Origin of the sequence: Pseudomonas sp. UMAB-40 (assembly GCF_900095275.1) — a bacterium.
In the GTDB taxonomy this organism is placed as follows: Bacteria; Pseudomonadota; Gammaproteobacteria; order Pseudomonadales; family Pseudomonadaceae; genus Aquipseudomonas; species Aquipseudomonas mandelii_B.
The window spans coordinates 85,508-111,927 of the sequence record NZ_LT607565.1 but is presented as its reverse complement, the minus strand read 5'-3'; the positions used below and the strand labels follow the sequence as shown (position 1 = coordinate 111,927).

Annotated in this window: 26 protein-coding genes; 19 read left to right on the top strand and 7 right to left on the bottom strand. The window is 60.1% G+C overall.

Features of this window, described 5'->3' with window-relative positions; genetic code table 11:
• The coding region (locus K0F88_RS32505) for a methyl-accepting chemotaxis protein (RefSeq protein ID WP_257605313.1) at positions 1-926 on the top strand (926 nt) is incomplete at its 5' end.
• 198 nt (positions 927-1,124) lie between these two features.
• Positions 1,125-1,628: a hypothetical protein gene (locus K0F88_RS21075; protein WP_094471503.1), complete on the top strand. Its 504-nt coding sequence runs from the start codon at positions 1,125-1,127 to the stop codon at positions 1,626-1,628.
• A gap of 132 nt (positions 1,629-1,760) precedes the next feature.
• On the opposite strand, the gene K0F88_RS21070 is transcribed toward K0F88_RS21075, so the two are convergent.
• The gene (locus K0F88_RS21070) at positions 1,761-2,438 is read right to left on the bottom strand and encodes an alpha/beta family hydrolase (protein WP_219096416.1); all 678 of its coding nucleotides are present in this window, start codon (positions 2,436-2,438) and stop codon (positions 1,761-1,763) included.
• An 86-nt stretch (positions 2,439-2,524) separates the two neighbouring features.
• On the opposite strand from K0F88_RS21070, the gene ccoN (K0F88_RS21065) reads away from it, so the two are divergent.
• The 8 genes from ccoN (K0F88_RS21065) (at position 2,525) to ccoP (K0F88_RS21030) (ending at position 9,445) form a co-directional block, all read left to right on the top strand.
• Entirely contained in the window at positions 2,525-3,949 is a 1,425-nt protein-coding gene (gene ccoN / locus K0F88_RS21065; protein WP_219096414.1) for a cytochrome-c oxidase, cbb3-type subunit I, read from the top strand.
• Between the two features lie 10 nt (positions 3,950-3,959).
• Entirely contained in the window at positions 3,960-4,568 is a 609-nt protein-coding gene (gene ccoO, locus K0F88_RS21060; RefSeq protein ID WP_010456405.1) for a cytochrome-c oxidase, cbb3-type subunit II, read from the top strand.
• A gap of 21 nt (positions 4,569-4,589) precedes the next feature.
• Positions 4,590-4,790: a CcoQ/FixQ family Cbb3-type cytochrome c oxidase assembly chaperone gene (locus K0F88_RS21055; protein WP_303396110.1), complete on the top strand. Its 201-nt coding sequence runs from the start codon at positions 4,590-4,592 to the stop codon at positions 4,788-4,790.
• A complete protein-coding gene (ccoP, locus tag K0F88_RS21050) occupies positions 4,787-5,740 on the top strand; it encodes a cytochrome-c oxidase, cbb3-type subunit III (RefSeq protein ID WP_219096413.1) in 954 nt (317 codons plus the stop codon). The genes K0F88_RS21055 and ccoP (K0F88_RS21050) overlap by 4 nt, the downstream gene beginning before the upstream one ends.
• 483 nt (positions 5,741-6,223) lie before the next feature.
• Complete coding sequence (ccoN, locus tag K0F88_RS21045; RefSeq protein ID WP_219096412.1) at positions 6,224-7,666, top strand: cytochrome-c oxidase, cbb3-type subunit I; 1,443 nt, start codon at positions 6,224-6,226, stop codon at positions 7,664-7,666.
• On the top strand, positions 7,666-8,274 hold the full coding sequence (gene ccoO, locus K0F88_RS21040) for a cytochrome-c oxidase, cbb3-type subunit II (RefSeq protein ID WP_018925301.1): 609 nt from the start codon (positions 7,666-7,668) through the stop codon (positions 8,272-8,274). The genes ccoN (K0F88_RS21045) and ccoO (K0F88_RS21040) overlap by 1 nt, the downstream gene beginning before the upstream one ends.
• 5 nt (positions 8,275-8,279) lie before the next feature.
• On the top strand, positions 8,280-8,465 hold the full coding sequence (locus K0F88_RS21035) for a CcoQ/FixQ family Cbb3-type cytochrome c oxidase assembly chaperone (RefSeq protein ID WP_003175465.1): 186 nt from the start codon (positions 8,280-8,282) through the stop codon (positions 8,463-8,465).
• Positions 8,462-9,445, top strand: coding sequence for a cytochrome-c oxidase, cbb3-type subunit III (gene ccoP, locus K0F88_RS21030; protein ID WP_219096410.1), 984 nt, complete (start codon positions 8,462-8,464; stop codon positions 9,443-9,445). The genes K0F88_RS21035 and ccoP (K0F88_RS21030) overlap by 4 nt, the downstream gene beginning before the upstream one ends.
• Positions 9,446-9,499: 54 nt before the next feature.
• Here ccoP (K0F88_RS21030) and K0F88_RS21025 read toward each other — a convergent pair whose 3' ends face one another.
• Positions 9,500-10,501: a metallophosphoesterase gene (locus tag K0F88_RS21025; protein WP_094471496.1), complete on the bottom strand. Its 1,002-nt coding sequence runs from the start codon at positions 10,499-10,501 to the stop codon at positions 9,500-9,502.
• 529 nt (positions 10,502-11,030) lie between these two features.
• Between K0F88_RS21025 and ccoG the strand changes: the two genes are divergently transcribed.
• The 8 genes from ccoG (at position 11,031) to K0F88_RS20985 (ending at position 19,550) form a co-directional block, all read left to right on the top strand.
• On the top strand, positions 11,031-12,446 hold the full coding sequence (ccoG, locus tag K0F88_RS21020; protein WP_219096406.1) for a cytochrome c oxidase accessory protein CcoG: 1,416 nt from the start codon (positions 11,031-11,033) through the stop codon (positions 12,444-12,446).
• A gap of 11 nt (positions 12,447-12,457) precedes the next feature.
• Positions 12,458-12,997, top strand: coding sequence for a FixH family protein (locus K0F88_RS21015; protein WP_010456420.1), 540 nt, complete (start codon positions 12,458-12,460; stop codon positions 12,995-12,997).
• Between the two features lie 122 nt (positions 12,998-13,119).
• On the top strand, positions 13,120-15,570 hold the full coding sequence (locus K0F88_RS21010; protein WP_219096405.1) for a heavy metal translocating P-type ATPase: 2,451 nt from the start codon (positions 13,120-13,122) through the stop codon (positions 15,568-15,570).
• A 22-nt stretch (positions 15,571-15,592) separates the two neighbouring features.
• Positions 15,593-15,811, top strand: a complete 219-nt coding sequence (gene ccoS / locus K0F88_RS21005) for a cbb3-type cytochrome oxidase assembly protein CcoS (protein WP_007905420.1) — start codon at positions 15,593-15,595, stop codon at positions 15,809-15,811.
• The gene (locus K0F88_RS21000) at positions 15,804-16,487 is read left to right on the top strand and encodes a sulfite exporter TauE/SafE family protein (RefSeq protein WP_219096404.1); all 684 of its coding nucleotides are present in this window, start codon (positions 15,804-15,806) and stop codon (positions 16,485-16,487) included. The genes ccoS and K0F88_RS21000 overlap by 8 nt, the downstream gene beginning before the upstream one ends.
• Before the next feature lie 199 nt (positions 16,488-16,686).
• On the top strand, positions 16,687-18,069 hold the full coding sequence (hemN, locus tag K0F88_RS20995) for an oxygen-independent coproporphyrinogen III oxidase (protein ID WP_219096463.1): 1,383 nt from the start codon (positions 16,687-16,689) through the stop codon (positions 18,067-18,069).
• A gap of 118 nt (positions 18,070-18,187) precedes the next feature.
• A complete protein-coding gene (fnr, locus tag K0F88_RS20990) occupies positions 18,188-18,922 on the top strand; it encodes a fumarate/nitrate reduction transcriptional regulator Fnr (protein ID WP_109628922.1) in 735 nt (244 codons plus the stop codon).
• Positions 18,923-19,001: 79 nt separating this feature from the next.
• A complete protein-coding gene (locus K0F88_RS20985) occupies positions 19,002-19,550 on the top strand; it encodes an adenine phosphoribosyltransferase (RefSeq protein ID WP_219096402.1) in 549 nt (182 codons plus the stop codon).
• Between the two features lie 136 nt (positions 19,551-19,686).
• Here the strand turns inward: K0F88_RS20985 and K0F88_RS20980 are convergent, their stop codons facing one another.
• The 5 genes from K0F88_RS20980 to dnaX form a co-directional block, all read right to left on the bottom strand.
• Positions 19,687-20,835, bottom strand: coding sequence for an acyl-CoA dehydrogenase family protein (locus tag K0F88_RS20980; protein ID WP_219096401.1), 1,149 nt, complete (start codon positions 20,833-20,835; stop codon positions 19,687-19,689).
• Between the two features lie 173 nt (positions 20,836-21,008).
• Positions 21,009-21,611 (bottom strand): recombination mediator RecR, encoded by a 603-nt coding sequence (gene recR, locus K0F88_RS20975; protein ID WP_219096399.1) that lies wholly within the window; start codon positions 21,609-21,611, stop codon positions 21,009-21,011.
• 65 nt (positions 21,612-21,676) lie between these two features.
• Positions 21,677-22,711: an NADP-dependent oxidoreductase gene (locus K0F88_RS20970; RefSeq protein ID WP_219096397.1), complete on the bottom strand. Its 1,035-nt coding sequence runs from the start codon at positions 22,709-22,711 to the stop codon at positions 21,677-21,679.
• Between the two features lie 277 nt (positions 22,712-22,988).
• Entirely contained in the window at positions 22,989-23,327 is a 339-nt protein-coding gene (locus K0F88_RS20965) for a YbaB/EbfC family nucleoid-associated protein (RefSeq protein WP_109628912.1), read from the bottom strand.
• 67 nt (positions 23,328-23,394) lie between these two features.
• A complete protein-coding gene (gene dnaX, locus K0F88_RS20960; protein WP_219096396.1) occupies positions 23,395-25,488 on the bottom strand; it encodes a DNA polymerase III subunit gamma/tau in 2,094 nt (697 codons plus the stop codon).
• Between the two features lie 144 nt (positions 25,489-25,632).
• Here dnaX and K0F88_RS20955 point away from each other — a divergent pair, with 144 nt between their 5' ends.
• Positions 25,633-26,382, top strand: coding sequence for an ABC transporter substrate-binding protein (locus K0F88_RS20955; RefSeq protein ID WP_094471482.1), 750 nt, complete (start codon positions 25,633-25,635; stop codon positions 26,380-26,382).
• Positions 26,383-26,420 lie beyond the last annotated feature (38 nt).

Here is a 26,420-nt window from a genome sequence, read left to right as displayed (position 1 = left end):
TCGCCCAGATGTACACCGACAGCCGTGGCGCCCAGGCACGTCTGGAGATGTCGATTCTCAGCCAGGAAGCGCGTCTGAAAACCTGCCTGACCCGCCTGCAGGACACCGCCGAGCACCTGACCGAGCAAGCCAGGCAGTCCGACGCCCTGGCTCACAGCAGCTCCAGTGGCCTGGAACGTCAACGCGTCGAAACCGAGCAAGTGGCCACTGCCGTCAATCAGATGGCCGCCACCACGCAGGAAGTCGCCAGCCACGTGCAGCGCACCGCGGACGCCACTCAGGAAGCCAATCGCCTGACCGGTCGCGGTCGCGACATCGCCGGTGAAACCCGCGAAGCCATCCAGCGCTTGTCGGTGGTGGTCGGTGAAACCGGGATGACCGTGACCCAACTGGCCAAGGACAGCGACGAAATCGGTGGCGTGGTCGATGTGATCAAAGGCATCGCCGACCAGACCAACCTGCTGGCGCTGAACGCCGCCATCGAAGCGGCCCGTGCCGGCGAGATGGGCCGTGGTTTTGCGGTGGTCGCCGACGAAGTGCGTCAACTGGCGCAACGCACCAGCGAATCCACCGGGCAGATTCACGCGCTGATCGCCAAGCTGCAACAAACCGCCAGCACCGCAGTGCAAACCATGGAAGCCGGGCATCGTCAGGCTGAAGAAGGCGTGGCGCGGGTACTGGAAGCGGATCAGGCGCTGGTGGGGATCAGCGAAGCGGTGGCCAACATCACCGACATGACCACCCAGATTGCGGCGGCGACCGAAGAGCAAAGTGCTGTTGCCGAAGAAATCAGCCGCAACATCAGCAACATTTCACAACTGGCTGACCAGACCTCGGAACAGGCACAGCACTCGGCGTTGTTGAGTGAAGAGCTGACGAAGACGGCGAATACCCAGTATTCGTTGGTGGAGCGGTTTAACCGCTAACCGCTAACTGTAGAACTGGAACCCGGGCGGTGAAAACCTCCGGGTTTTTTATATTTGGACATCGTGAAATGTTGACAACCGGAGAGCACCTGTCAGATCTGACAGTAGACGGATAAACCCAGGAGGCTTATCAAAGAGACAGTCGCGTTGTCGATCGGACAATGACGACCAATCTCTTACCAGCAAAAGGATTTCATGATGACAACTCACACTACCTTTATTCCAAAAAAACACGGCACGCTTGCGAATGAAAACATCCTCAAGTGGAAATACGGTGCCATCGAAAAAAAAGCAGAGTTCAGTGACTTCCTCCAAGGTGATTTTAACGGTGAGCGTTACTGGAGTATTGGTGGAGGAATGGGAACAGTCGAAGAGGACAACGTTTTTATTTTCAGTATGACGTTGCCCTACAAAGGTGACGACGCGCTTAAGGGCATCTATACGCTCGCTCACGGACTGACGTTCTTACATAGCCACTCGATTCCCGCACCGCCCGGTTTCCATGGTTTCCGAACGGTGGAGGCAGACTCCGCCACCCTGAACATCATCAGTTACGATCGCAAGACAGACATCGTCGTTGGCACATTCGACGCCCTGTTCAAAAGCCACGGCTATCGTCTGAATCCGAAAGGCACTTTCACAATGAAGAGACTGCGGCCGCCAGCGCAAAAGCCAAGCGAACAAGGAGAAAGCGCCCTGTGAGTCTGAAAGAGTCAAAATAACCGGACGAACCCGCCCCTCATAGGTTTTCAGTGTTGAAAATCTCACTCACAACACAACCCAAAAGTGGGAGCGGGCTTGCCCGCGAAGAGGCCCTCCTCGGCGCTCATTATTTCACTGAAGAAATGCAGCTACTCGACTCGCCGCAGCCGCCAAATGTTGCTCATGGGTAAACCCCGAAGCCTTCAGCGGCTTCAAGTCATGATCCCCCGCGACCAGCCAGAACACCTCGATGCGCGGTGCCAACGTGTACGCCTCGACTGCCTCCCGATTGCCCAGCGCATCCCGCTCACCCTGCACGATCAATGTCGGCGTCTTCAACGAAGACAAATGTTCGACCCGAGGCCTCTCCGGTTTACCCACCGCATAAAACGGATAACCGAGGCACACCAGCGCATCCGCCCCCAGTTCATCCGCCAGAAGACTGGCCATCCGCCCGCCCATGGACTTGCCGCCAATGGCCAGACGCCCAGTGACATGGCGTCGCACCACGGCATAGACCTCACGCCAGCACTCGAGCAGTTTCGGTGCCGGATTCGGTGGGCGCTTGCCCCCGTCAACACGCCGCTGCGCCATGTACGGAAATTCGAAACGCAACACGTTGACGCCTTGATCGGCGAGGCGCGCAGCCATGTCGTTCATCCAGCCGCTGTCCATCGGCGCACCGGCACCGTGGGCGAGGATCAACGTGGCCGATGAAGGTCCTGAGGCGGCATTCCACAACCATCCATGATCCTGCATACACCGCGCCCATTGATCCCCGTCAATACTGGCCTTGTGCTCTTTGTCCATGCTTGCCTCGCTTTTAGTCTGCCTATAACTCCAGGCGAAGGACGCGCTGCTCGCGTTCACTTCGGCTGAACCGTGGATGGGGAACCATGAACACTTCTATCAGTACCGCCTACAACTACAAGGTGGTCCGCCAATTCGCCATTATGACGGTGGTGTGGGGCATCGTCGGCATGGGGCTCGGGGTTTTTCTCGCGGCCCAATTGGTCTGGCCTCAACTCAACTTCGATTTGCCGTGGACCAGTTTCGGCCGGTTGCGCCCGCTGCACACTAACGCAGTGATCTTCGCCTTCGGCGGTTGCGCCCTGTTCGCCAGTTCGTTCTATTCGGTGCAGCGCACCTGCCAGACCCAATTGTTTGCGCCGAAAATCGCCGCGTTCTGCTTCTGGGGCTGGCAAGTGGTGATCCTGCTGGCGGCCATCAGCCTGCCGCTGGGTTACACCAGCTCCAAGGAATACGCCGAGCTGGAATGGCCGATCGACATCCTGATCACCATCGTCTGGGTCGCCTACGCCATCGTGTTCTTCGGCACTCTGGCCAAGCGCAAGACCAAGCACATCTACGTCGGCAACTGGTTCTTCGGTGCATTCATCATCACTGTGGCGATTCTGCACATCGTCAACAACGTTGAGCTGCCGGTGAGTTTCACCAAGTCCTACTCGGTGTACGCCGGTGCCACCGATGCCATGGTCCAGTGGTGGTACGGCCACAACGCCGTAGGCTTTTTCCTCACTGCCGGTTTCCTCGGGATGATGTACTACTTCGTGCCGAAACAGGCTGAGCGTCCGGTGTACTCCTATCGCTTGTCGATCGTGCACTTCTGGGCGCTGATCACCCTGTACATCTGGGCCGGTCCGCACCACTTGCACTACACCGCGCTGCCGGACTGGGCGCAGTCGCTGGGCATGGTGATGTCGCTGATCCTGCTGGCACCAAGCTGGGGCGGGATGATCAACGGGATGATGACGCTCTCGGGCGCCTGGCATAAATTGCGCAGCGACCCGATCCTGCGCTTCCTCGTCGTGTCCCTGGCGTTCTACGGCATGTCGACCTTTGAAGGGCCGATGATGGCCATCAAAACAGTCAACGCGCTGTCCCACTACACCGACTGGACCATCGGCCACGTTCACGCCGGGGCACTCGGCTGGGTGGCGATGATTTCCATCGGCGCGCTGTACCACATGATCCCGAAAATCTTCGGTCGCCCGCAGATGCACAGCATCGGTCTGATCAATGCGCACTTCTGGCTCGCAACCATCGGCACCGTCCTGTACATCGCCTCGATGTGGGTCAATGGCATCGCCCAGGGCCTCATGTGGCGCGCAGTCAACGAAGACGGCACGCTGACCTACTCCTTCGTCGAAACCCTGGTGGCCAGCCACCCAGGCTTCGTCGTGCGACTGGTAGGCGGGGCGATCTTCCTCAGCGGCATGTTCCTGATGGCTTACAACACCTGGCGCACCGTGCGGGCCTCGCAGCCTGCCGAAGTCGCCGCTGCCGCGCAGATGGCCTGAGGAGTCCGCCATGAAACACGAAACAATCGAGAAAAACGTCGGCCTGCTGATGCTGCTGATGGTCCTGGCTGTGAGCATCGGTGGTCTGACCCAGATCGTCCCGCTGTTCTTCCAGGACGTGACCAATAAACCGGTGGAAGGCATGAAGCCCTACACCGCCCTGCAACTGGAAGGCCGCGACATTTACATCCGCGAAGGCTGTGTCGGTTGCCACTCGCAGATGATCCGGCCGTTTCGCGCCGAGACCGAACGCTACGGGCACTACTCGGTGGCCGGGGAAAGCGTGTGGGATCACCCGTTCCTCTGGGGCTCGAAACGCACCGGGCCGGACCTGGCACGGGTCGGCGCACGTTACTCGGATGACTGGCACCGTGCGCACTTGTACAACCCGCGCAACGTGGTGCCGGAGTCAAAAATGCCTGGCTACCCATGGCTGGTCACGCAAGCGGTCGACAGCAGTCACACCGAAACCAAGATCCGCACCATGCGCACCCTCGGCGTGCCGTACAGCGATGACGACATAAGTGGCGCCGTCGCCAGTCTCAAGGGCAAGACCGAAATGGACGCACTCGTTTCTTACCTGCAAGTGCTCGGCACTGCCATCAAGAGCAAGAGGTGAGCCATGACGATGCCCTTCGAAATAGTGAGCGAGATGAGCAGTGGAATGATCCGCGGCCTTGGCACAGTCGTGGTGTTCGTCGCCTTCGTCGGCCTGACGCTGTGGGTGTTCAACAGCAAGCGCAACCCGGAATTCGCCGAAGCGCGTTTGCTGCCGTTCGCCGATGACCCCCTGCCCGACGATGCCACCCAAGAACCTGAAACAAGGAGTACCCGGCCATGACCACCTTCTGGAGTACGTGGATCTGCGTACTGACCATCGGCAGCCTGATCGGCCTGACCTGGCTGCTGATCGGCACCCGCAAGGGCGAAACCAAGGGCAGCGTCGACCAGACCATGGGCCACAGCTTCGACGGCATCGAGGAGTACGACAATCCGCTGCCGCAGTGGTGGTTCATGTTGTTCGCCGGCACGCTGGTGTTTGCCGTGGGCTACCTGATTCTTTATCCCGGCCTGGGCAACTGGAAAGGTGTCCTGCCGGGTTACGAGGACGGCTGGACTGGCGTTCACGAATGGGAAAAGGAGATGAACAAGGCTGACGCGAAGTTCGGGCCGATCTTCGCCAAATTCGCGGCCATGCCCGTTGAAGAAGTGGCCAAGGACCCGCAAGCGCTGAAAATGGGCGGTCGCCTGTTTGCGTCCAACTGCTCGGTGTGCCACGGCTCGGACGCCAAGGGCGCTTTCGGCTTCCCGAACCTGGCCGACAGCACCTGGCGCTGGGGCGGTGATGCCGAGATGATCAAGACCACGATCATGGGCGGTCGCATGGCGGCCATGCCGGCCTGGGGTGAAATCCTCGGTGAGGCCGGCGTGAAGAACGTGGCCGCGTATGTACGTCATGAACTGGCCGGCCTGCCTCTGCCAGCGGACGACACCGCCGATCTGCAAGCCGGACAGCAAGCATTCAGCACCACGTGCGTAGCCTGTCATGGTGCAAACGGCAAAGGCACTGAAGCCATGGGCGCGCCGAACCTGACGCAACCGGCCGGATTCATCTACGGCACCAGCCTGGCGCAACTGCAACAGACCATTCGCCATGGCCGCCAGGGCCATATGCCGGCGCAGAACGAACTGCTCGGCAACGACAAGGTGCAATTGCTGGCTGCTTACGTGTACAGCCTGTCCCACGGCTTGAACACCGACCGTTTGCAAGCCGAAGGCAAACGCGAATAAATCTCGACCGCTCTATTGCCGCATTCTCCCGGATGCGGCAGTTCCCTGCCTCTTTGCGACCAAGTGTCGCACCCCTCCGTTGGTCCTCCTTTCGGTTCACCAGATTCGGGTCTAAGCTTGCTTCGATGCGGACTGGCATGAGCCGGTTCCAGGTCGACCTTGCCCGATGTGTTCGACGAATCTGCTCGATGACAGGCCGCAAAGGCTGGTAGATACCGGCTGTCGTGCCAATTGCCATCCGTCACCCGATCGTTGTGTTTGAACACACCCCGTTACATCCGACCTGACCCCCTCACCCTTTTCGTTCGCTGCGACATTTTGTCCGAGGCCAATTTTGTCCTTACGCTGCGCATGGAAAGGCCGCAGAATCAGCATTTGAAAGCATTGACCCAGGTCATGGCGCGTTGCAATGACCCCCTGCTTTCTCCATACTTGCGGCCGATTTTTACTCCTAATAAAACACCCAAACCGTGGAACCTTAGAATGAGCACAGCAATCAGTCCGACTGCTTATAACTATAAGGTAGTCCGCCAGTTCGCCATCATGACGGTGGTCTGGGGGATCCTTGGCATGGGGCTCGGTGTCTTCATCGCCTCACAGCTTGTATGGCCGGAATTGAACTTCGGTCTGCCGTGGACGACTTTTGGACGCTTACGCCCGTTGCACACCAACCTGGTGATTTTCGCCTTCGGTGGTTGTGCTCTGTTTGCCACTTCTTATTACGTCGTGCAGCGAACCTGCCAAACGCGACTGATTTCCGACAGCCTCGCGGCCTTCCACTTCTGGGGATGGCAAGCGGTGATCGTCGGTGCCGGCATTACATTGCCGCTGGGCTACACCACGACCAAGGAATACGCGGAACTGGAATGGCCGCTGGCAATTTTGCTGGCTATTGTCTGGATCGTTTACGCACTGGTGTTCTTTGGCACCATCGTCAAGCGCAAGACAAAGCACATCTACGTGGGTAACTGGTTCTACGGCGCGTTCATCGTCGTGACCGCGATGCTGCACATCGTCAACCACGCGTCCTTGCCGGTCAGTTTCTTCAAGTCCTACTCGGCTTACTCGGGTGCGACCGACGCCATGATCCAGTGGTGGTACGGCCACAACGCGGTCGGTTTCTTCCTGACCACCGGCTTCCTGGGGATGATGTACTACTTCGTTCCGAAGCAAGCCGAACGTCCGATCTACTCCTATCGCCTGTCGATCGTGCACTTCTGGGCGCTGATCACTCTGTACATCTGGGCCGGTCCGCACCACCTGCACTACACCGCTCTGCCGGACTGGGCTCAGTCCCTGGGCATGGCGATGTCGATCATCCTGCTGGCTCCGAGCTGGGGCGGCATGATCAACGGCATGATGACCCTGTCGGGCGCCTGGCATAAGCTGCGCACCGACCCGATCCTGCGCTTCCTCGTGGTGTCGCTGGCCTTCTACGGCATGTCGACCTTTGAAGGCCCGATGATGGCCATCAAGACAGTGAACTCGCTGTCGCACTACACCGACTGGACCATCGGCCACGTACACGCCGGTGCCTTGGGCTGGGTAGCGATGATCTCGATCGGCGCCATCTACCACATGATCCCGAAACTGTTCGGTCGCGCGCAGATGCACAGCATCGGCCTGATCAACACGCACTTCTGGCTCGCGACCATCGGTACCGTTCTGTACATCGCTTCGATGTGGGTCAACGGCATCACCCAGGGTCTGATGTGGCGTGCAATCAACGACGACGGCACCCTCACCTACTCGTTCGTCGAAGCGCTGCAAGCCAGCCATCCTGGTTTCATCGTTCGCGCCCTGGGCGGTGCGTTCTTCGCCAGCGGCATGCTGTTCATGGCCTACAACGTATGGCGTACCGTACGTGCCTCGAACCCGGCTGAAGCCAAAGCTGCTGAACAGATTGCTGTAGTTGGAGCTCACTGATGAAGCATGAAGCAGTCGAGAAGAACATTGGCCTGCTGGCCTTCTTCATGGTTATCGCCGTCAGCATCGGCGGCCTGACCCAGATCGTTCCGCTGTTTTTCCAGGACGTCACCAACAAGCCGGTCGAAGGCATGAAGCCTCGCACCGCCCTTGAACTGGAAGGCCGCGACATTTACATCGCCAACGGTTGTGTCGGCTGCCACTCGCAGATGATCCGCCCGTTCCGTGCTGAAACCGAACGTTACGGCCACTATTCGGTTGCCGGTGAAAGCGTCTGGGACCACCCGTTCCTGTGGGGTTCCAAGCGTACGGGGCCGGACCTGGCCCGTGTCGGCGGTCGTTACTCCGATGACTGGCAGCGTGCGCATTTGTACAACCCGCGCAACGTGGTGCCCGAGTCGAAAATGCCGGCCTACCCGTTCCTCGTGGAAAACAAGCTCGACGGCAAAGACACCGCCAAGAAAATGGAAGTCTTGCGCACGCTCGGCGTCCCTTACACCGACGAAGACATCGCCGGTGCCAAGGATGCTGTGAAGGGCAAAACCGAAATGGACGCGCTGGTGGCCTATCTGCAAGGCCTGGGCACCATCATCAAAAGCAAACGGTGATTTAGATGGATATCGGGATGATTCGTGGCCTGGGCACCGTTGTTGTGATGGTGGCCTTCATCGGTCTGGCGTTGTGGGTGTTCAGCCCCAAGCGCAAGTCGGAGTTTGAAGACGCGACCTTGCTGCCTTTCGCGGATGATCCCGAAGCCATCAAGCACGTCGAGCAAGCTTCTAGGAGTAACAAAGAATGACTACGTTCTGGAGTCTGTACGTCACAGTCCTCAGTCTCGGCACCATCTTCGCCCTGACCTGGCTGCTGCTGTCCACCCGCAAGGGCCAGCGCGCCGAGCAGACGGAAGAAACGGTTGGCCACTCCTTCGACGGTATCGAGGAGTACGACAACCCACTGCCGAAATGGTGGTTCATGCTGTTCGTGGGCACCATCATCTTCGCCTTGGGCTATCTGGTGCTGTACCCGGGCCTGGGCAACTGGAAAGGCCTGCTGCCGGGTTACAACTACCTGGATAACGAGAAGCAGACCGCGTTCGCCAACGGCCAGACCGGCTGGACCGGCGTTCACGAGTGGGAAAAGGAAATGGCCAAGTCGGACGCCAAGTTCGGTCCGATCTTTGCCAAGTTCGCTTCGATGCCGATTGAAGAAGTCGCCAAGGACCCGCAAGCCCTGAAGATGGGTGGCCGCCTGTTCGCCTCCAACTGCTCGGTCTGCCACGGCTCCGACGCCAAGGGCGCTTATGGCTTCCCTAACCTGACCGACGCCGACTGGCGCTGGGGCGGTGAGGCAGAAACCATCAAGACCACCATCATGGGTGGCCGCCACGCGGTCATGCCGGCATGGGCTGACGTGATCGGCGAACAAGGCGTTGCCGACGTTGCCGGCTACGTGCTGACCAATCTCGATGGCCGCAAGCTGCCGGAAGGCACCAAGGCCGATCCGGTTGCCGGCCAGAAGCTGTTCGCCGCCAACTGCGCCGTGTGCCACGGTCCGGAAGGCAAAGGCACACCAGCCATGGGCGCGCCGAACCTGACTCACCCGGCAGCGTTCATCTACGGTTCGAGCTTCGCTCAACTGCAGCAGACCATCCGTTACGGGCGTCAGGGCCAGATGCCTGCGCAAGAACTGCTGCAAGGCAACGACAAGGTTCACCTGCTGGCCGCTTACGTCTACAGCCTCTCTCACGGTGAGAAAGCGCCGACAGAAGACGCTCAGTAAGGCACACGCCTGACGCAACAAAGAAGGCCCCGCCAGTGATCTGGCGGGGCCTTTTCATGGGCGGCTGGCCCAGATCGATTTTACCGGCACCGTATCCAGCAGCTTTCGGCTCTGCCATTGGTTGTCCTTCACCAGGTTGATGTGCAACTGCTTGCGATCCTCTGAGAAACTGGCAACCAGGTAGGTTTGCTGAGAAGTGGCACCGCTCAGGTACATCGGCACACCATTCACTTCATAGGCATCACCGCCTTGATCATGGAGATGGCCGGCGAAGATGGCAGTGACCTCATACTTCCTGATCATCTGATAAAAGCGCCGTGTTTGCTCACTGTCACCCATCATTTCGTGTGGCTTGTGCATGTTGATAATGATGGCGTAACCCTGAGTCCGAGCGACTCTCAAATCGTTTTCAAGCCAATCCAGGGTACTGGTGATGTCGAACGTCGTCGGGTTTAACGCATGAGAAATCCTGGTCGCATAGGTCGGCTCATTATTGAGTTGCACCATATGGACGTCGCCTATGTTTTTGGAATAGGCGAGACTGCCGGAATATAGCCGACTCAGGAAACTTCCGGTAATTTTCAAATCAAAATTATCAACCTTGTTTTCATGATGCTCTTTGAACTCCACAATACTGCCGGCCGCACAGTTATTGCTGAAACAATCATCCACGTTATTCTCATAATCGTGATTACCCAGGCCATACAAGAAATCGCCATTGAAGTATTTCTTCAACATCGAATTCATGTAAGAGCGCTGCCAGCCGTGACCGAAAGCGGTGATGTCACCATTGATCATCAGTGGTACATGGGATTGCGCATGGTTCTTACGGAAGTCGGCGATACTCGCAAACTGGGTCTCCACCAACCATTTCGAGCGTTTATTGAAATCCGCCTCGGACTCGGGCTCTCTGCGGTCGAGCTTGTCCGTCCACGGGTACTGCGTATCCGAAGCGAAGATCATGTGACGTGGAGCACCTTCTATTGAATAGGCCAAAGGTGCCATAGACAGCAGACACAAGCCCAATACAAACCGCTTAACTTTCTTAGAAATCATAGAATTCCGTTTCCATTAGTATTAGATAAAGTGCGCAACCAGCAAGCCGCGCTCAATTAACTTATTGGAAACAAACCCAAACTTCAAATAACCAACCAACCTCAATTAAATAAATATATTTCCGCCACACATCAACGAACAATCACCCCACTAACTTAAACTTGGCTAGTTATGAGTTTTGCTGGCTTAATACTGCAATGCGTCAAACTATGAGGTTACAGTTGCCATGGCGTGTATTCCAGCGGCAGACCTCCCGGACGGATGAGGTCCGCAGCTCGCCCTCACCTCGTCGGCCACGCAACGGCAGGAATCGCCCCGCCTCTGATTCTGCATCACGAAAAAACGTCCATAATCTACAAGTCAATTGATTCAAGTCACTACACCATCAATTGAGTTTGCCCAACGCGACCAAAGGTCGCACCCTTGAGCTAGAGCGACAGGCGTATCATTGCGCCACTGCAACACCTCTTTTTGACCGCGGTCGGCATGTACTGACCGAGGCATTTTTCCACTGCCGTGGGATGCAATGATGAGCAATCAGATTCCGGTACACGACGTCACACCGCCCGCCAAAGACGCGAACAACAGCGTCGATCTTTATGCCTCTCGAGAAAAAATCTACACCCGTGCCTTCACCGGCCTGTTCCGCAACCTGCGGATGATGGGCGGTGCCGGGTTGTTTCTGCTGTATTTCGGTACGGTCTGGCTGAACTGGGGCGGTCATCAAGCCGTCTGGTGGAACCTGCCGGAGCGCAAATTCTTCATCTTTGGCGCGACCTTCTGGCCCCAGGATTTCATCCTGCTCTCCGGGATCTTGATTGTCAGCGCCTTCGGCCTGTTCTTCATTACCGTGTACGCCGGTCGCGTGTGGTGTGGCTATACCTGCCCGCAAAGCGTCTGGACGTGGATTTTCATGTGGTGCGAAAAGGTTACCGAAGGCGACCGCAACCAGCGCATCAAGCTCGACAAGGCGCCGATGAGCGCCAACAAATTCCTGCGCAAATTCAGCAAGCACTCGATGTGGCTGTTGATCGGCTTCATCACCGGCATGACCTTCGTCGGTTACTTCTCGCCCATTCGCGAGCTGACCATCGATTTCTTCACCGGCGAAGCGGATGGCTGGTCGTATTTCTGGGTCGGCTTCTTCACCCTCGCCACCTACGGCAACGCCGGCTGGCTGCGTGAGCAAGTGTGCATTTACATGTGCCCGTATGCGCGCTTCCAGAGCGTGATGTTCGACAAGGACACGCTGATCGTTTCCTACGATCCGCGCCGCGGTGAAAGCCGTGGCCCGCGTAAAAAAGGTGTCGACTACAAGGCCCAGGGCCTGGGCGACTGCATCGATTGCACCATGTGTGTCCAGGTCTGCCCGACCGGCATCGACATTCGCGACGGTCTGCAAATTGAGTGCATCGGCTGCGCGGCGTGCATCGATGCCTGCGACAGCATCATGGACAAGATGGACTACCCGCGCGGGTTGATCAGCTACACCACCGAGCACAACCTGTCCGGGCAAAAAACCCATAAACTGCGCCCGCGCCTGATCGGCTATGCCGTGGTGCTGCTGGCCATGATGGGATTGCTGGCGGGCGCGTTCTTCATGCGTTCACTGGTCGGTTTCGACGTCAGCAAGGACCGCGTGCTGTATCGCGAGAACGCCGAAGGCCGGATCGAAAACGTCTACAGCCTGAAGATCATGAACAAAGACCAGCGCGACCATACCTACGTACTGGAAGCCTCCGGTCTGCCGGACCTCAAGCTGCAAGGCAAGCGCGAGATCAAAGTCGCCGCCGGGGAGATTTTCAGCCAGCCGGTCGAACTGTCGATCGCACCGGAAAAACTGCCGTCGAGCACCAACGAGGTGAAATTCATCCTCAAGGATGCCGACGACGACAGCGTCCACGTTGAAGCCAAGAGCCGATTCATCGGCCCACAAATTCGTTGAGAGAAGTGATCATGCCCGCAGCAAACGCCGCAAGCCCTTGGTACAAGCATCTTTGGCCATGGATCATCATCGCCATCCTGGCCTGTTCCGTGACGTTGACCCTGTCCATGGTGACGATCGCGGTGAACAACCCGGATAACCTCGTCAACGACAACTACTACGAGGCCGGCAAAGGCATCAACCGCTCCCTTGATCGTGAGCTGCTGGCCCAGACCCTGTTGCTGCGGGCCAGCGTTCACCTGGATGACGTGACCGGCGAAGTCGACCTGCGCCTGAGCGGCAACAGCCAACCTGAAACCCTTGAGCTGAACCTGATCTCGCCGACCCAGCCGGAGAAGGACCGCAAGATCACCCTCGCCCGCAGCGAAACTGAACAGGGCCGCTACATCGGTCAATTGAGCGACAAGATTGAAGGCCGTCGCTTTGTCGAATTGCTGGGCACTCAGGACGACCACATCTGGCGCATGTTCGAGGAAGAGCTGGTCAGCCATGACAAGGATCTGCTGCTGGGTGATGAGCCGCTGCAAGGCGCGGAAGACCTGAAAAAGTAAAAGCCTGCGCTTCGCGCATCGCGAGCAAGCTCGCTCCCACAGTGGATTGTGGCGTTCACACAATCCCTGTAGGAGCGAGCTTGCTCGCGATGAGGCCCTTCCAGACGACATAGATCCAAATCATGACCACGCCAACCCCTTGCTACCACTGCGCCCTGCCCGTCCCGGCCGGCAGCCGCTTCACCGCTGCGGTCCTCGGTGAAATCCGCGAGTTCTGCTGCCCGGGTTGCCAAGCCGTGGCGGAGGCAATCGTGGCCGGTGGGCTGGAAAGCTATTACCAGCATCGCAGCGAGTCATCGGCCAACCCCGAAGCCTTGCCGGTGCAGTTGGTGGATGAGTTGGCGCTCTACGACCGCGCCGACGTGCAAAAGCCCTTCGTGCGCCACGACGGCGAACTCGCCGAAACCACCCTGTTGATGGAAGGCATCAGCTGCGCCGCCTGCGGCTGGCTGATCGAAAAACACCTGCGCGCCTTGCCGGCAGTGGCCGAAGCGCGACTGAACCTGTCCAGCCATCGCCTGCACGTGCGCTGGGCCGACGCGCAATTGCCGTTGAGCCAAGTGCTCAGCGAACTGCGCCACATCGGTTACGCCGCCCACCCGTACCAAGCCGACCGCGCCAGCGAACAACTGGCCAGCGAAAACCGCCTGGCCTTGCGCCAACTCGGCGTGGCCGGGTTGCTGTGGTTCCAGGCGATGATGGCGACCATGGCCACCTGGCCGGAATTCAACATCGACTTGAGCCCCGAGCTGCACACCATCCTGCGCTGGGTCGCACTGTTCCTCACCACGCCGATCGTGTTCTACAGCTGTGCGCCGTTCTTCAAAGGGGCGATGCGCGATTTGCGCACCCGCCATCTGACCATGGACGTGTCGGTGTCGCTGGCCATCGGCAGTGCCTATATCGCCGGAATCTGGACCTCGATCACCGGCGTCGGCGAGTTGTATTTCGATGCGGTGGGAATGTTCGCGCTATTCCTGCTGGCCGGGCGTTATCTGGAACGTCGCGCCCGGGAACGCACCGCTGCCGCCACCGCACAGCTCGTCAACCTGTTACCCGCCTCGTGTCTGCGTCTGAGTACCGACGGCCAAAGCGAACGGATCCTGCTCAGCGAACTGCGCGTCGGCGATCAGGTGCTGGTGCATCCGGGAGCCATCCTGCCGGCCGACGGCAAGATCCTCAACGGCCAGTCGAGCATCGACGAATCGCTGCTGACTGGCGAATACCTGCCGCAACCGCGCACCCAGGGCGACGCGGTCACCGCCGGCACCCTGAACGTCGAAGGCGCGTTGACCGTGGAAGTCCTGGCGTTGGGCCAGGACACGCGATTGTCGGCCATTGTCCGCCTGCTGGATCGTGCCCAGGCCGAAAAGCCACGACTGGCGGAAATCGCCGACCGCGCCGCACAATGGTTCCTGTTGCTGTCATTGATCGCGGCAGCGGCAATCGGCCTGTTGTGGTGGGAACTGGATGCGTCGCGAGCCTTCTGGATTGTCCTGGCGATGCTGGTTGCAACGTGCCCGTGCGCCTTGTCGCTGGCCACGCCCACCGCCCTCACCGCCGCCACCGGCACGTTGCACAAACTTGGTCTTTTGTTGACCCGCGGCCATGTGCTGGAGGGTCTGAACCAGATCGACACGGTGATTTTCGACAAGACCGGCACGTTGACCGAGGGTCGCCTGGCGTTGCGCTCGATCCGTCCTCTCGGCGCGCTCGACAGCGATCAATGCCTGAGTCTCGCCGCCGCCCTGGAAAACCGCTCCGAACACCCGATTGCCCGCGCCTTTGGCCGGGCGCCGCTGGCGGCCGAAGAAGTCCTCAGTACGCCGGGGCTTGGCCTCGAAGGCCTGGTCGGCACGCAACGCCTGCGCATCGGCCAGCCGGGTTTTGTCTGCGAACTCAGTGGCGCGGCCACACCGGTCATGCCCGATGAAGCGGGGCAATGGCTGCTGCTCGGCGACGACCAGGGGCCGCTGGCGTGGTTTGTCCTCGATGATCGTTTGCGTGCCGATGCCCCGGCGCTATTGAAAGCCTGCAAGGCCCGTGGCTGGCGCACCTTGCTGTTGTCCGGCGACAGTTCGCCGATGGTCGCCAGCGTGGCAGCCGAGCTGGGCATCGACGAAGCCCGGGGCGGTTTGCGTCCTGATGACAAATTGCAGGTCCTGCAACAGCTGCACAAGGAAGGCCGCAAGGTGTTGATGCTCGGTGACGGCGTCAATGACGTGCCGGTGCTGGCCGCCGCCGACATCAGCGTGGCGATGGGTTCGGCCACCGATCTGGCGAAAACCAGCGCCGATGCGGTGTTGTTGTCGAACCGTCTCGATGCGCTGGTGCAAGCCTTCAGCCTCGCGCGGCGCACCCGTCGGGTAATCATCGAGAACCTGCTCTGGGCCGGGCTGTACAATGGCCTCATGTTGCCGTTCGCCGCCCTCGGCTGGATCACGCCGGTCTGGGCCGCGGTCGGTATGTCCATCAGTTCGTTGACCGTGGTGCTGAACGCCCTGCGCCTGACTCGCCTGCCGAGCACGCCTGGCGCCCGCCCCACGCCAGAAACCCGCCCGCTGCCGGCCTGAGCCGCGCGGGCATGGAGTCCAGATGCCAGCTCTCTACGTGATGATCCCGGCCGCGCTGCTGATCGTGGCCATCGCTATCTATATCTTCTTCTGGGCGGTCGACAGCGGTCAGTACGACGACCTCGACGGCCCGGCCCACAGCATTTTGTTCGACGACCAGGACCCGAACCACAAAGCCGCGGTCGACGAAGCCAGCGGCCATCCGGCCAAACCGGACGACAAGGCGCCTCCGCATGCTTGAGTTGGCGCCACTGCTGGTGTCTGCGGTGATTCTCGGCCTGCTCGGCGGTGGACATTGCCTGGGCATGTGCGGCGGATTGATGGGGGCGCTGACCCTGGCGATTCCCAAGGAGCAACGCAGCCGCCGCTTTCGCCTGTTGCTGGCGTACAACCTGGGGCGAATTCTCAGCTATGCAACGGCTGGTCTTTTGATCGGCCTGGCGGGTTGGGCAGTGGCCAACAGCCCGGCGGCCATGTTCATGCGCGTGATCGCCGGATTGTTGCTGATCGCCATGGGCCTTTACCTCGCCGGCTGGTGGAGCGGCCTGACCCGTATCGAAAGCCTCGGCCGCGGCCTGTGGCGGCATATCCAGCCGGTTGCCAACAAACTGCTGCCGGTGTCGAGCCTGCCCCGCGCATTGCTGCTGGGCGCGCTGTGGGGCTGGTTGCCATGCGGGTTGGTTTACAGCACGTTGCTGTGGGCGGCGAGCCAAGGCAATGCGCTGGACAGTGCGTTGCTGATGCTCGCGTTCGGGTTGGGCACCTGGCCGGTGCTGCTGGCCACCGGGCTGGCGGCGGAGCGGGTCACGGCGTTGTTGCGCAAACGGTATGTGCGGATGACGGGTGGCTTGCTGGTGATTGTGTTCGGTATCTGGACGTTGCCGGGGCCGCATCAACATTGGCTCATGGGGCATTAGATCGGTGGCGGCCTCATCGCGGGCAAGCCCGCTCCCACAGATTTTGTGAACACTGCAATCCCTGTGGGAGCGGGCTTGCCCGCGATGAGGCCCGAACGGGCAACACAAATCCTGACCGTTGATGCAAATCAAGATGCCCCGACGTCGCACCCCATAGACTTGCGGACACTGCCAGCCTATCCGGGGGAACGCCCGCATGATGCTCGACGCCATTCGTTGGGACACCGATCTGATCCGCCGTTACGACCTGGCGGGGCCTCGTTACACCTCTTACCCCACCGCCGTGCAATTCGACGGACAGGTCGGCACGTTCGACCTGTTCCACGCCCTGCGCGACAGCCGTAAGGCCCTGCGCCCATTGTCGCTGTACGTGCATGTGCCGTTCTGCGCGAACATTTGCTACTACTGCGCCTGCAACAAAGTCATCACCAAGGACCGTGGCCGCGCCCTGCCCTACTTGCAGCGTCTTGAGCAGGAAATCCAGCTGATCGCCTGTCACCTCGACCCGGCGCAAAAAGTTGAACAACTGCACTTCGGCGGCGGCACCCCGACCTTTCTCAGCCACGACGAACTGCGCCAGTTGATGGCCCAGTTACGCAAGCACTTCAATCTGCTGGACGACGATTCCGGCGACTACGGCATTGAGATCGACCCGCGCGAAGCCGACTGGTCGACCATGGGCCTGCTGCGAGAACTGGGTTTCAACCGGGTCAGCATTGGCCTGCAAGACCTCGACCCGGCGGTGCAACGGGCGGTCAATCGCCTGCAAAGCCTGGAAGAAACCCGCGCCGTGATCGATGCCGCCCGGACCCTGCAATTCCGCTCGATCAACATCGACCTGATCTACGGCTTGCCGAAGCAGACCCCGGAAAACTTCGCCCGCACGGTCGACGAAGTCATTGCGCTGCAACCGGATCGGCTTTCGGTGTTCAACTACGCGCACCTGCCGGAACGCTTCATGCCGCAGCGGCGAATCAACAGCAACGAGTTGCCGACGCCGGCGCAGAAGCTGGAAATGCTGCAGCGCACCATCGAACAACTGACCGCTGCCGGTTACCGCTACATCGGCATGGACCACTTCGCCCTGCCCGACGATGAACTGGCGATTGCCCAGGAAGAATCGACCCTGCAGCGTAACTTTCAGGGCTACACCACTCACGGCCATTGCGATTTGATCGGGCTGGGGGTGTCGGCCATCAGTCAGATCGGCGATCTCTACTGCCAGAACAACAGCGATCTGAATCAGTATCAGAACACGCTGGCCTCCGCCCAACTGGCAACCAGCCGTGGCCTGCTGTGCAACGCCGATGACCGCGTGCGGCGGGCGGTGATTCAGCAGTTGATCTGCACGTTCAATCTGGAGTTTGCGGACATCGAACAGGCCTTCAACATCGATTTTCGCGGTTACTTCGGTGACCTGTGGCCGCAGCTACAGACCATGGCCGATGACGGTTTGATCAGCCTCGACAATGAGCGAATCAACGTACTGCCCGCCGGTCGATTGCTGGTGCGATCGGTGTGCATGGTCTTCGATGCCTATCTGCAACAACACAATCACCAGCGGTTTTCACGAGTGATCTAGCTTGCCGGATAGCAAAATGCTGGCTTTACGACCCTGCGGCAAAATCGCCGCGTGCCTGACTGTCCTCCCGTGAGTTACCCTTACGGCTTATGTGTGTTTTCCCACAAGGATTGAAGAAATGTCCGAGCCAGTAAAACTGCGCGCTCATAGCCAAGCCCATTGCAAGGATTGCAGCCTGGCCCCCCTCTGCTTGCCACTTTCTCTGAATCTGGAAGACATGGAAGCGCTGGACGAGATCGTCAAACGGGGTCGCCCGCTGAAAAAAGGCGAGTTCCTGTTCCGCCAAGGCGATACTTTCGATTCCGTTTATGCAGTACGCTCTGGCGCCCTCAAGACCTTCAGCCTGAGCGATGGCGGTGAAGAACAGCTCACCGGCTTCCACCTGCCAAGCGAACTGGTCGGTCTGTCGGGCATGGACACTGAAAAGCACCCGGTCTCGGCACAAGCCCTGGAGACCACGTCGGTGTGCGAAATCCCCTTCGAACGCCTCGACGAACTGGCCCTGCAACTCCCACAACTGCGCCGTCAGTTGATGCGGGTCATGAGCCGCGAGATTCGTGACGATCAACAAATGATGTTGTTGCTATCGAAAAAAACCGCCGACGAGCGCATCGCCACGTTCCTGGTCAACCTCTCGGCACGTTTCCGCGCCCGGGGCTTCTCGGCCAACCAGTTCCGCCTGAGCATGTCGCGCAACGAAATCGGCAATTACCTGGGCCTGGCGGTGGAAACCGTGTCCCGGGTATTCACGCGCTTTCAGCAAAACGAATTGATCGCCGCCGAGGGTAAGGAAATCCATATCCTCGACCCGATCCAGCTCTGCGCACTGGCCGGTGGCTCGCTCGAAGGCTGATGACAATGATTGCGGCTGAGCGAAACGGTTCAGCCGCCGTTATACTGCGTCGTTTGCAGCCTGCCAGGACACCTCGACGATGCTCATCGAATCCTTCGACATCAAATCCCTGATCCGCCCCGTGATCGACTTCCCCAAGCCGGGCGTGATCTTTCGTGACATCACGCCTCTGTTCCAGTCGCCCAAAGCCCTGCGCCTTGTGATGGACAGCTTCGCCCACCGTTATGTCGAGGCGGACTTCACGCACATCGGCGCGATGGATGCGCGTGGTTTCCTGATCGGCTCGGTGCTCGCCTATCAGCTGAACAAGCCGCTGGTGCTGTTCCGCAAGCAAGGCAAACTGCCGGCCGACGTGTTGGCCGAAGGTTATGCGACCGAATACGGCGAAGCCTTTCTCGAAGTGCACGCCGACAGCTTGTGCGAAGGTGACTCGGTGGTGATGTTTGATGACTTGATCGCCACCGGCGGTACGCTGATCGCGGCGGCGAACCTGATTCGGCGCATGGGCGCGCGGGTTCATGAAGCGGCGGCAATTATTGATCTGCCGGAGCTGCGTGGTTCGCAGCGGCTGCAAGAGATGGGGATTCCGACGTTTTGCCTGACGCAGTTTTCGTTGAGCGAGAAGTAAGGCGGCGTTCTCACTGACGCCATCGCGGCAAGCCCGCTCCCACAGTGATCTACGCCGTACACAAGATTTGTGTCTGACGATAATCCTGTGGGGAGCGGGCTTGCCTGCGATGGCGTCAGCCGCTACACCACAAGATTCAAAGCCCCATCTGCTTACTGATGATCTCGTTCATCACTTCCCGCGTCCCGCCGCCAATGGACAGGATCCGGTTATCCCGATACAGCCGCTCCACCAGGCTCTCGCGCATGTAACCGAGGCCACCGAGGATCTGCACCGCATCCGTGGTAATCCGGTCAGCCGTGTCGGTCGCAAAGTTCTTGGCCATGGAAATCTCCTTGATCACGCTCTGCCCCGCCGCAATCTTCGCCGCCTGACGGTAAGTGAACTCCCGTGACACCTCCAGGGCCGTGGCCATTTCCGCGAGGCGGTGCTTGAGCACCTGGAACTTGCCGATGGGTTTGCCAAAGGCTTCGCGCTGACGCGCCCATTTCAGGCTTTCCTCCAGCGCCAGCTGCGCCGTCATGTTAGCCATCAACGCCAACGCCAGGCGTTCGCTCTGGAAGTTGCCCATGATGCAGGCGAAGCCCATGTTCTCGGCGCCAATCAGATTTCCCACCGGCACCCGGCAATCGTCGAAGAACAGCTCGGCCGTGTCCGACGCCCACCAGCCCATTTTCTTCAACTGCCGACCGACGGTGAAACCGGGTGTGCCTTTTTCGATCAGCAGCAAACTGATACCACCGAAACCCGGCTCACCGGTGCGCACCGCCACGGTGTAGACATCCGCGCGCACGCCACTGGTGATAAAGGTTTTACTGCCACTGACCCGGTAAAAGTCGCCGTCACGCACGGCGCGGGTTTGCAGGTTGGCGACGTCGGAGCCACCGCTGGGTTCGGTGACGGCCAGCGCGCTGATCTTCTCGCCGGCCAGCACTTGAGGCACGACACGATCGCGGACTTCAGGCCTGGCCCACTTGAGAATCGGCGGCAGGCCGATGTCCAGCGAACCGAGGCCGGCCACCAGGCCGCCGGAGCCACAGCGCATCAGCTCTTCGCTGGCGGCGACCTTGGCGAACAGATCGCCTTCGTGACTGCCGCCCAGGGATTCGGGATAGCCGATCCCCAGGATTCCTGCTGCACCGGCCTTGAGATAGAGCTCGCGGGGAAAGCTTTCTGCTTCCTCCCACTGATCAATGTCCGGAAGGATCTCACGCTCGACGAAACGTCTGACGCTGTCGCGGACCAATTGGTGGCTGGGATCGAAGTATTCCTGAAAGGCAGGCATCGGCGAACTCCACTGAAGGTTCAGCGAAGTTAACCGAGCGCTTGCTTGGTTTTCAACAGGATTGTGTGAATCAGCTGGATCGAGGTGCCTGGATCGACAGCAAGCCGGCTCCTACAGGGGCGCGTGATACCTCTGTAGGAACCGGCTTGCTGGCGATGGCGTCGGTTCAAACACTACAAGGCTATCGGCTTACGCCCGGCAAACGAATGCGCCAACGTCCCGCCATCCACCAGTTCCAGCTCACCGCCCAATGGCACACCGTGGGCAATACGCGAGGCAATCAAACCTTTGTTACTCAGCAACTGCGCGATGTAATGCGCCGTCGCCTCACCTTCCACGGTCGGGTTGGTGGCCAGGATGACCTCGGCAAACGTGCCCGCCTCTTCAATCCGCGCCAGCAACTGCGGAATACCGATGGCCTCCGGCCCCAGCCCGTCGAGCGGCGAGAGATGGCCCTTGAGTACAAAGTAGCGACCACGGAAACCGGTCTGCTCCACGGCGTAGACGTCCATCGGTCCTTCAACCACGCAGAGCAAGGTGTCGTCACGGCGCGTATCGGCACATTGCGGGCACAGGTCGTCTTCGGTCAGCGTGCGGCACAACCGGCAATGGCCCACCCCTTCCATCGCCTGGCTCAGTGCCGACGCCAGTCGCGAACCACCGCTGCGATCACGCTCCAGCAGTTGCAGCGCCATGCGCTGGGCGGTTTTCTGACCGACACCCGGCAAAATTCGCAGGGCATCGATCAGTTGGCGAATCAAAGGGCTGAAGCTCATGGGGAAACGTCCGACAAATCAACGAGACGCGGTTTATACCCGCGCCTCTGTATAGCGTCAATTATTCAGTCCTGGGCGACCCGCACCACCAGCTTGCCAAAGTTGCGTCCTTCCAGCAGGCCGATGAAGGCCTCAGGCGCATTCTCAAGGCCATCGACTACGTCTTCGCGGAACTTGACCTTGCCGTCACGCACCCACGGTGCCATGGCACTGACGAACTCCGGCTGACGATCACCGTAGTCGTCGAACACGATAAAGCCCTGGATTCTTACGCGCTTGGTCAGCAACGTGCGTTGCAATTGCGGCAGGCGATCCGGGCCGGTCGGCGCTTCGTGGGCGTTGTAGGAAGCGATGAGTCCACAGAGTGGAATCCGCGCCTTGGCATTGAGCAGCGGCACCACCGCGTCGAACACCTTGCCACCGACGTTCTCGTAGTAAACATCGATACCCTCGGGGCACGCCTGGGCCAGTTCATCGGCGAAGTTCGGGCTCTTGTGGTCGACGCAAGCGTCGAACCCCAATTCCTCCACCACGTAGCGGCATTTTTCCGCACCGCCCGCCACACCTACGGCGCGCAGGCCTTTGATCTTCGCCACCTGGCCGACCACCGAACCCACCGCGCCCGAGGCGGCCGCGACCACCAGGGTTTCGCCGGCCTTGGGCTGACCGATGTCCATCAGGCCCATGTACGCGGTCATGCCCGGCATGCCCAGCACACCCAGGGCCATGGACGGGGACGGCAAACCGCTTGGCACCGGAATGATGTTGCGACCGTCGCTGATGCTGTGGCTCTGCCAGCCGGTGGCGCCCACCACCAGATCGCCCTCATGGAATTTCGGGTTCAGCGAGCGCTCGACGCGGCTGACAGCGCCTCCGGTCATCACCTCGCCGATTTCCACCGGCGCGGCGTAGGACGGCGCGTCACTCATGCGGCCGCGCATGTAGGGGTCCAGCGAGAGGTATTGAGTCTTGAGCAGGACCTGGCCGCCGGCAAGTTCCGGCAGTGCTTCCCGTTCCAGGCGAAAATTCTCCGGGGTCGGCGCGCCTACGGGGCGGGACGCCAGGACGATACGTTGGTTGAGGGTCAATGCGTCTGGCATGTGAGCGTCTCCTGTGATCGATGAATTCGGTGGTATAGGGGAGCAGACCTTTGTGGCGTTGTGGCGTTCGATGTTTCTGCCTTTCATTGTGGCGAGGGAGCTTGCTCCCGCTGGGTCGCGAAGCGGCCCGCTCTTTACCTGAAATGAAGGGGACCGCTGCGCAGTCCAGCGGGAGCAAGCTCCCTCGCCACAGGGATTAACCTGGCCTGACAAAAACAAAAATGCCAGGCGCGATGCCTGGCATTTTTTTGTAGCTCATCCGACGCGCTTTGGCGAATCAGAACGGCAGTTTCATACCCGGTGGCAGTTGCATGCCAGCGGTCATGTTGCCCATTTTGTCCTGGCTGTTGGCTTCGATCTTGCGCACGGCGTCGTTGACGGCGGCGGCGAACACGGCTTCCAGCATTTCTTTGTCGTCTTCGCTCAGGCCTTCAACCAGGCTCGGGTCGATGGTCACGCGCTTGACGTCGTGACGACCAGTCATCACCACGGTGACCATATCGCCGCCGGCTTTACCGGTGACTTCAGCGTTGGCCAGTTCTTCCTGCATCTTGGCCATTTTTTCCTGCATCTGCTGTGCCTGCTTCATCAGGCCGGCCATGCCACCTTTCATCATGGGAATCACCTCAAAAGTACTTGGATTTAAACAGCGCCCGGCCCTTGGGGCCAACCGCCTTCAGTTATTAGCCCTGACTGACCAGGGCTTCGACAGGTTCAATAGTATCGTTGCGAACCACCGCACCGAACTGCTGCATCATTTGCTGGATGAACGGATCACCGTGGATCGACTCCTCAGCCTCGCGCTGACGGTTCGCACGACGACGGGAAGCAGCCTGGGCCGGGGTTTCCTGCTCCGGCTTGATCAGTTCAATGCTCAGGGTCAGCGTGCGCCCGTGAAACTGGTTCAGCGCATCGTTGAGACGCCGTTGCTGGGTCGCGTTGAACAAGGCGCTGTGGGCCGGGTCCAGGTGCATCAGCCAGTTGTCGCCATCGACAGCGATCAGCGTGCAGTTGGCGGCGATGCTGCCGGTCATGCCGGAGATCGGCAGTTTCGGGAACAATTCCAGCCATTGCAGGGCCAGACCGGTGGCGGGCATGGCGGCTGGTTCAGGCTCGGCTTCCGGCGCGGGTTCGGCCGTGTGCTCACTGGCCAGTTCATCGAGGTAGCTGTAGGCCGAATCCATGTCCGGCTCGATATAGTCTTCGTCCAGCGGCGGCTCGTCATCCAGGTCCACGCCCGGTGTGGCAGCATCGACGTCGGCCACAGACGGTTCCGGGATCGGCGCAGCGGCCCACTCCGGCGCGTCCGGCACCACGCTGTCCGGCGTCGGCAACGGCATGGGCGGCAGATCGGGTTGTTCGCTGGCGGTTTCCAGGACCGGCTCTACGGCGGGTTGCTGGACGGGCTCCGGCTCGACCGGGTCATTCCACGGCAAGTCGACCACTGCTTCGACCGCGACGGGCTCAACCACAGGCTCGGCCATTACAACGGGTGCAACCGGATCAGGCGCAGGAGCAGGCACCGCCGTAGCGACGGGCTCAGGCACCGGCACAGGCGCAGGGGCAACGGGGGCAACTGCCGTAGCGACTACCGGCGCCACCACCGGCGCGGCAGCCACTGAATTTGCGGAATCAACTGTGGCCTGGCTGATCCCCACTGGCTTTAGCGGTTGCCTCGGGGCGTCCGCGGTGTCCGCCGGTCGGAACGCGAGCATTCGCAGCAGGACCATTTCGAAACCACCGCGCGGGTCTGGCGCCAGCGGCAAGTCGCGACGACCGATCAGGCCCATCTGGTAATAGAACTGCACGTCTTCGGCCGGCAAGGCCTGGGCCAGTGCCAGCACCCGATCGCGGTCGCCGTGACCGTTGTCGACGCCTTCAGGCAACGCCTGGGCAATGGCGACACGGTGCAGCACGTTGAGAATTTCCGAGAGCACGCCGTTCCAGTCCGGGCCTTGTTCCGCCAGATGGCGGACACCTTCGAGCAAAGCCTTGGCGTCGCCTTCGATCAGCGCATGCAGAACGTCGTAGACCTGACCATGATCGAGCGTGCCCAGCATGGCCCGCACGTCGGCAGCCATGACCTTGCCTTCACCGAAGGCGATGGCCTGGTCGGTCAGGCTCATGGCGTCACGCATCGAGCCGTCGGCGGCGCGGCCCAGCAGCCACAGTGCGTCGTCTTCGAACGGCACGTTCTCGACGCCCAGGACGTGGGTCAAATGCTCGACCACACGCTCCGGGGTCATGTTCTTGAGGGAGAACTGCAGGCACCGCGACAGAATGGTTGCAGGAAGTTTCTGCGGGTCGGTCGTCGCCAGGATGAACTTGACGTAGGGTGGCGGCTCTTCAAGGGTTTTCAACAGCGCATTGAAGGAATGGCTGGAGAGCATGTGCACTTCGTCGATCAGGTAGACCTTGAAGCGGCCACGGCTCGGCGCGTATTGCACGTTATCGAGCAGCTCGCGGGTGTCCTCGACCTTGGTCCGGCTCGCGGCGTCGATCTCGATCAGGTCGACAAAGCGGCCTTCATCGATTTCGCGGCACACCGAACACTCGCCGCACGGCGTCGAAGTGATACCTGTTTCACAGTTCAGGCATTTGGCGATGATCCGCGCGATGGTGGTCTTGCCGACCCCGCGCGTACCGGTGAACAGGTAGGCGTGGTGCAGCCGCTGGCTGTCCAAGGCATTGATCAGAGCCTTGAGCACATGGGTCTGGCCGACCATTTCGCGGAACGAGCGCGGACGCCATTTACGTGCAAGAACCTGATAACTCATCGAAAACCGTCGCAACGAAGGAACAGAAGCGGCTAATGCTAGCGGAGCAAGGCCAAAATTGCATCCGGTGCGCTCGTCTAATCTGGCTAAGATGCACTTTGGGGGGCTTTTATCGGCTCAGGTTTGTGAAGCACCGGAGCGTTTATGCGTTTTGCCTTGGGGGCACTGCTGTGGATAAGTCTGAGCGTCGCCGCCGCCGAAGCGCCGCTGCGTTTTGTGGTGCCCGACAGTTGGGCGATGCCGATGGTGCAATTGGAACACGGTCATGTCACCCAGGGCATCCTGTTCGACGTAATGCTCAGCCTCGCGACCCAGGTCGGCGTCCCGGCCGAATTTCACGTGCTACCGCGGGCGCGCGTGCAAAACGCCATGGAACACGGCGAGGTCGATGTGCGCTGCTATGCCGCGCAGTCCTGGCTGCCGAATCAGTCCGGCGACTACATCTGGAGCATTCCGCTGTGGTTTCAGCGCGACATGCTGATCAGCCGGCACGATCCGCTGCCTTCGGTGGTGCCGGCGAACTTGTCGCGACAAGCCATCGGCACCGTACTCGGCTATAGCTACCCGACGTTGCAACCCTTTTTCGATGCCGACCGACTGCACCGCGAAGACGCGCGCAACCAGGAACAGGTGCTGGAAAAACTCCACGCCGGGCGCTATCGCTATGCCGTGAGCAATCAATGGACACTGGACTGGTTCAATCAGCGCCTGTTACCCGACAAGCAACTCAAAGGCGTGGCGGTGCTGCAGGAACAGAGCGTCGGCTGCTACGTGCGCAACGACCCCAAGGTGCCGGTGCAACGTATATTGCGCACGTTGCTGCGGATGAAAATGTCGGGGGAGATTGATGACATTATCCGGCTTTATATAGGCTCGGAACCTGGCCCACGTTAGCGATCTTTCTAATCAACTCGGGCCCCTGTGGGAGCGGG